We start from the raw sequence: 6,952 nt of genomic DNA, 5'->3' as shown, positions 1-6,952 counted from the left end.
CTCATATTACCAATGACATTAAGCAACGTGTTTATGATGGCGCAGAAGGCCATGATATAGCAATCGTTGAAATTGGTGGTACGGTAGGCGATATTGAATCACAACCATTTATCGAAGCAATTCGTCAAATGGGTACAGAAATTGGTCGTGAACGCGCACTTTTCATTCACTTAACGCTAGTGCCATTCTTAGGCCCTGCCGGTGAAGTGAAAACAAAACCAACTCAACACTCAGTTAAAGAGTTACGCTCGGTAGGCATTCAACCAGATATTCTTATTTGTCGCTCAGACCGTAAGCTGCCAAATAACGAGCGTGCAAAAATTGCACTGTTCACAAACGTTGAAGAAAAAGCAGTTATTTCATTACCCGATGTAGATAGTATTTATAAAATCCCTGCGTTATTAAAATCGCAAGAGTTAGATAACTTTGTATGTCGTCGTTTTCATTTAGACGCGCCTGAAGCGGATTTAGCTGAGTGGGAACAAGTATTATACCAAGAGTCTAACCCAACGGGTGAAGTGACAATTGGTATGGTAGGTAAATACATTGAATTACCAGATGCATACAAATCAGTAAACGAAGCATTAAAGCATGCGGGACTGAAGAATCGTTTAACTATTAATATCCAATACGTTGATTCACAAGACATAGAAACCAAAGGAACGGATGTACTTTCTCGTTTAGATGCTATTTTAGTACCGGGCGGTTTTGGTGGTCGTGGTGTTGAAGGTAAGATCTTAGCGGCTAAATATGCCCGTGAAAACAAAGTGCCTTACCTAGGTATTTGTTTAGGTATGCAGGTTGCGCTTATTGAATACGCACGAAATGTTGCTGGTTTAGTTGATGCAAACTCAACTGAATTTAACGCAAATTCAGAGTCACCAGTGGTTGGTTTAATTACCGAGTGGTTAGATGCTGAAGGTAATGTTGAACTACGTGACGAAAAGTCTGATTTAGGTGGCACTATGCGTTTAGGCGCACAAAAATGTCATTTAACACCAGGCTCTAAGGTGCATGGCGTGTATGGCAGCGACGAGATTGTTGAACGTCATCGTCACCGTTATGAAGTTAACAACAACTTTGTAGCACAGCTTGAGCAAGCTGGTTTGAGCTTTACAGGTTTATCTGAAGATAAAAAACTAGTAGAGATTATTGAGAATAAAGATCACCCTTGGTTTATTGCAGCGCAATTCCACCCGGAATTCACTTCAACACCACGTGATGGTCACCCGCTATTTGAAGGGTTTGTAGCTGCGGCTCATACCTACCAAAAAGCGTCTTCGTAATATAAAAAGGCTGTGCATGATGCGCGGCCTTTTTTGTTTCTAAGGCTAGCCAAACTCAGGTTAGCCGCACTCACCATTTTGGGAATATAGAGGAATCAAGATGTCAGAAATCGTAAAAGTAATCGGTCGTGAAATTATGGACTCGCGTGGTAACCCAACTGTTGAAGCTGAAGTATATTTAGCTGATGGTTCGTGGGGCCGTGCTGCTGCACCTTCAGGCGCATCTACAGGAACTCGCGAAGCATTAGAATTACGTGATGGTGACAAGGCGCGTTACTTAGGTAAAGGCGTATTAAAAGCGGTTGGCTTTATTAATAACGAAATTGCAGAAGCACTAAAAGGTCAAAATGCACTTGCTCAAAGTGATGTAGACCAAGTAATGCTTGATTTAGATGGTACTGAAAACAAAGAAAAACTAGGTGCTAATGCTATTTTAGCGGTTTCACTTGCCAACGCTAAAGCGGCAGCACAATCTAAAAAAGTAGAGCTTTACGAGCACATTGCGGACATAAATGGTACGCCAGGTGTTTACTCTATGCCATTACCAATGATGAACATCATCAACGGCGGTGAGCATGCTGATAACTCAGTAGATATTCAAGAATTTATGGTTCAGCCAGTGGGTGCAACTAACTTCCGTGAAGCATTGCGTATGGGTGCTGAAGTATTTCATAGCCTAGCTAAGGTACTTAAAGCAGATGGACATTCAACAGCTGTAGGTGACGAAGGTGGTTTTGCACCAAACCTTGCATCAAACGAAGCAGCGCTTGCAGCCATTAAAGTAGCAGTTGCAAATGCCGGTTATGAGCTTGGTAAAGATATTACCCTTGCACTTGATTGTGCGGCCTCTGAGTTTTATAACAAAGAAGCAAATATCTATGACCTTAAAGGTGAAGGTAAGCAATTTACATCTGAAGAGTTTAACCACTTCTTAAAAGATTTAACTGAGCAATACCCAATTGTATCAATCGAAGATGGCTTAGATGAGTCTGATTGGGATGGCTTTGCACACCAAACTAAACTAATGGGCGATAAAGTTCAATTAGTGGGTGATGACTTATTCGTAACCAATACTAAGATTTTAAAACGCGGTATTGATAACGGTATTGCCAATTCAATCTTAATTAAATTTAACCAAATTGGTTCACTAACAGAGACGTTAGCAGCAATCAAAATGGCAAAAGATGCAGGTTTTACAGTGGTTATTTCTCACCGCTCTGGTGAAACTGAAGATGCAACTATTGCTGATTTAGCGGTAGGTACTGCTGCAGGTCAAATTAAAACGGGTTCATTAAGCCGTTCAGATCGTGTTGCTAAGTACAACCAATTGCTACGTATTGAAGAGCAATTAGGCGCTAAAGCACCGTACAATGGTTTAAAAGAAGTTAAAGGTCAGTAATATTTATTTTTAACTCCGGTTAAGGTAAATGTTCAACTTTGATTTATAAATCCCCGCCCATGCGGGGATTTTTTGTAAAAAATAGCAAAAAAGAGGCAAAGAGAACGGACTACTGGCGTTAAGTTTGCAGGTCTGCAAGCAGTGCGAATGTCTGGGTTAAAAAAATAGGAAAGTAGACATTAGGCGGCAGGCATTAGTAAGCAACTAGCCGAGCTCTACGCAAATTACTTTTTATCAATTAAAGCTGAAATTGCTGCTTTAAAATCTCGCCGGTAAAACTGGTTTTTAAGTAAAAACCACGAGGCAAGGTTTTAATTATTTTCCCATTTGGGCCTATGGCATCGGTAACAATATGGCTATTCGCTGCTTTTGGGCGTATTTGCATTACATCCCCTAAATGACCTGAAATTTCATCAACTCTACCAAGGGCTATAAGCTCCATTTGTTCTTCCCAGTCTCGCTGCAATTGTGCATCTTGCGCGGGGGAAGGTTGCCATAAAAAGCCACTGCCAATGGTTCTATCAAACGGTGCTATATCGCGCTCGCCTAAAATAGGTAGCCATAAAACATGATTCAACTTTTTTCGAACATTACTTGAGTGCCAGGTCGTACCGGTTACATTTATTAACGGGGTTACCGACACAAAGGTGGTTTCTAATGGTTTGCCTTTATATGAAATGGGCAGTGTTTTAAGCTCTATGCCTAAATCTTCAAAGTCGGGGAGCGGTTTTGAACCAGCGGTTGCGCCTAATACATACTCAATCAGTTGACCTGTCCAGCCTTTTTCACGCAATAAATCATCTGGCGTTTTAAAATGGTACTGCTGTGCTAGTTGTCCAAGTGTGAGCCCTGCAATATTATTGACACGTTGCATTAGTTGATTAATTGAGTGAGGTTTTAAAGGTTGCATACTGTTAATTTAGTTGAATAAATACCAACGCCATGATAGCAAATTAGCTTGATAGTGGATATCTTTAGCGGTTGGTTGATTTTTATACGTGCTGTGATTGGTGCAATTTTATGCACTGCTTTAAAACGCTAAAATTAACTAAGTAACTGAACTACATTGTTTTTTTTGTTTTTGGTGTTCAGTTTTAATTAAGGTCTATAATTGTTGTAAGGATAAATACAGATGTATAAACATGTTTATCCACAGATTCTGTGGAGAACATCACTTTTTTGATCTTGTATTGTGGATTTGTTTGCTAAATGAGCGTGTTTTACAAAAGTTATGCACAAGCTGTGAGTAACCAGCACAAACAGTGTGGTTTTTATGTATTTACGTATGGCTGTGTTGTTTGTTATTCACATGCAATGGATTTCGCCATTAATTTGCCTTAAGCGAAGGTGTTAACGAGGCTTGCACGTAATAGTATTTGCCGTATTGCAGCTAATGTGGAACAATCATAAAAAATCGACTTACAAATGAGGCACTAAGGTGATTGATGCCGAAGGTTTTCGTGCCAATGTCGGAATTGTAATTTGCAATAATCAGGGGCAAGTGTTTTGGGCCAGACGCTATGGTCAACATTCTTGGCAATTTCCCCAAGGTGGTGTTGATGATGGTGAAACACCAGAACAAACTATGTACCGTGAATTACACGAAGAAGTAGGTTTGCGACCAGAAGATGTAGAAATAGTTGCAAGCTCAAAACATTGGTTACGCTATAAATTACCCAAACGATTAATCCGCCGAGATTCAAGTCCGGTGTGTATTGGGCAAAAACAAAAATGGTTTTTACTAAAACTGCGCTGTAAAGATGAAGATGTTAACTTACTGAAAACTCATCATCCGGAATTTGATGATTGGCGATGGGTAAGTTATTGGTATCCGGTTAGACAGGTTGTGTCGTTTAAACGGGACGTTTATCGACGTGTTATGAAAGAGTTTGCTCCTTTTGCTATGCCTTTTAATAAGCGAGAGCAACAAAAAGATCACTGGCGGAATAAAAGGTAGTTTTTCATAAAAAGGAGCAGTGTATGCTGGCAACACTCAGAACGATAGCTGAGTCTGTTTCGCAACAAGCGAATTTAGACGATGCGTTAGTGTGCTTTGTGAAAATGGTAAAAGATGCCATGAATACCCAGTGCTGCTCCATTTATTTTGCCGATTATAGCCAAGATAACTTTGTACTAATGGCCTCATCAGGGTTAAATCCTGATGCGGTAGGCAAGTTTAGAATTGGCTTTACCGAAGGTTTAGTAGGGCTTGTTGCCCAGCGTGAAGAAGCAATTAATATTGCCTTTGCCAAGTCGCATCCTCGCTTTAAGCTCTCCCCAGAAGTTAATGAAGAAGGCTATAACGCCTTTTTGTCCGTGCCTGTTGTTCATCAAAAAAAAGTGTTAGGTGTTATTGTTGTTCAACAGAAAATGGCGCGGGTATTTTCTCAAGATGAGGAGTCGTTTTTAATTACGCTTTCTGCGCAGTTAGCTTCGCAATTAGCCCACGCCGAAATAAAAGAAGTATTACGCCAAGATGAGTCATCCCATCAAACATCAGTATTAAAAGGGGTTTCTAGCGCGCCAGGTATAAGTATTGGTAAAGCTTTTGTTGTTATTCCTAAACTTAATTTTAAGTCTATAGAACTTACTAAGAATAACGATGTTATTGAACAGCGTCGTTTATTTACACAAGCGGTTGCTGCAACGCGCAAAGAATTTAGCACCTTATCGATGACATTGAGCGACAGCATACCGCAAGAGGCGTTGGCTGTATTTGATGTGTATCAGCAATTATTAGATGCTAAAAGTTTAGGTCATAATGTAGAGGCTCAATTACAAGAAGGGTGGTGTGCTAAAAGTGCATTAAAAATTGTGATTGAACGTTTAGTTGCGCAGTTTAACGAAATGCAAGACCCTTATATTAAAGAGCGTGCGGTTGATGTTAAAGACATTGGTTTACGGGTGCTGCATCATTTAGTGAATACCGAGCATGCAATAAAAGACTACCCTGAAAACACCATTTTAATAGCGCATACATTAACACCAGCTATGTTAGCTGAGGTACCCAATGAGCGTTTGGCTGGGGTTGTGAGCATTAATGGTTCAGCCAACAGCCATGCCTCTATTTTAACCCGCGCTATGGGCGTGCCGGCGATTTGGGGTATCGAAGATTTACCGCTATTGCAGTTTGATAGCAAAGAAATGATTTTAGATGCTTTTGCTGGGCGTTTATATATTTCGCCTTCGCAAATGCTTATTGATGAGTATACAGAATTACAACATCAAGATAACTTACTCAATAATCGTTTTTTAGAAGAACAAGCATTGCCTTCAATCACGTTAGACGGTGAGCATATTAGTTTGTTACTTAATGCAGGGCTTGAGCTTAATACTCAACAAAATAGCGCCCATATTTGTGATGGTGTTGGTCTTTACAGAACCGAAGCATGGTTTATGCAAAAGGGACAGTTTCCTTCGCAGCAAGAACAAGAAAACTGGTATCGAGAAGTACTTAGTAGCTATTACCCTAACCCCGTTGTTATGCGAACGTTAGATATTGGTGGCGACAAAGTTTTAGATTATTTTAATATCACTGAAGAAAACCCATTTTTAGGATGGCGTGGTATTAGAATTAGCCTTGACCATCCCGAGCTTTTTTTAGATCAGCTCAAAGCGATGTTAAAAGCCAATATTGGCTTAGGTAATTTAAAAATAATGCTGCCGATGATCAGTGGTACTGATGAGGTTGAAGAGTCACTGGCACTATTTAAACAAGCTTATTATGAGTTAAGTGAAGCATTTCCTGAGCAACTTATAGAAAAGCCTGATATTGGCATCATGCTTGAGGTACCTTCAAGTGTATTTATGCTGCCAGAGTGGTCTAAAAAAGTCGATTTTTGCTCAGTAGGTAGTAACGACTTAACTCAGTATTTATTAGCCGTAGATAGGGCAAATGCCCGTGTAGCCGATTTATTTAACCCTTATCACCCCGCGGTATTGCGTGTATTAAATAATATTGCCAGCGAGTGTGAGCATTATGAATTGCCCTTTAGTCTATGTGGTGAGCTCGGCGGCGACCCCGAGGGCGCAATATTACTGATTGCTATGGGGTATAGACGTTTAAGCATGAACTTATCGTCGCTAAACAAAGTGAAGTGGGTGCTAAGACGCTTAAATGTAAGCGACATGGAACAGTTACTGAGCGATTGTTTGGCACAGCCTAACGCTAAACAAGTACTACGGTTAACCCGTAATTTTATGATAGAGCATCAGCTAGGTGATTTATTTTATACACCTAAATGATAGAGCTGTAATTGTTTATATA

The 6,952-nt window shown here is 40.1% G+C and carries 5 protein-coding genes; 4 read left to right on the top strand and 1 reads right to left on the bottom strand.

Features of this window, described 5'->3' with window-relative positions; translation table 11 throughout:
* Together pyrG and eno are read left to right on the top strand one after the other, a co-directional pair.
* On the top strand, positions 1-1,286 hold a 1,286-nt coding region (gene pyrG / locus FHG08_RS15420), incomplete at its 5' end, for a glutamine hydrolyzing CTP synthase (RefSeq protein ID WP_178983208.1).
* A gap of 100 nt (positions 1,287-1,386) precedes the next feature.
* Positions 1,387-2,685, top strand: coding sequence for a phosphopyruvate hydratase (gene eno, locus FHG08_RS15415; RefSeq protein WP_178956444.1), 1,299 nt, complete (start codon positions 1,387-1,389; stop codon positions 2,683-2,685).
* Between the two features lie 238 nt (positions 2,686-2,923).
* Here eno and mutH read toward each other — a convergent pair whose 3' ends face one another.
* Complete coding sequence (gene mutH, locus FHG08_RS15410; protein WP_138608140.1) at positions 2,924-3,595, bottom strand: DNA mismatch repair endonuclease MutH; 672 nt, start codon at positions 3,593-3,595, stop codon at positions 2,924-2,926.
* Positions 3,596-4,123: 528 nt separating this feature from the next.
* Here mutH and rppH point away from each other — a divergent pair.
* A complete protein-coding gene (rppH, locus tag FHG08_RS15405) occupies positions 4,124-4,642 on the top strand; it encodes an RNA pyrophosphohydrolase (RefSeq protein ID WP_008111786.1) in 519 nt (172 codons plus the stop codon).
* A gap of 23 nt (positions 4,643-4,665) precedes the next feature.
* Positions 4,666-6,930: a phosphoenolpyruvate--protein phosphotransferase gene (gene ptsP, locus FHG08_RS15400; protein WP_178956443.1), complete on the top strand. Its 2,265-nt coding sequence runs from the start codon at positions 4,666-4,668 to the stop codon at positions 6,928-6,930.
* Positions 6,931-6,952: the final 22 nt, after the last annotated feature.

The sequence above is a fragment of the Pseudoalteromonas sp. Scap03 genome, from assembly GCF_013393115.1.
Taxonomy (GTDB): Bacteria; Pseudomonadota; Gammaproteobacteria; order Enterobacterales; family Alteromonadaceae; genus Pseudoalteromonas.
The sequence above is the reverse complement of the archived record's forward strand: the minus strand, read 5'-3'. Positions and strand labels throughout refer to the sequence as shown.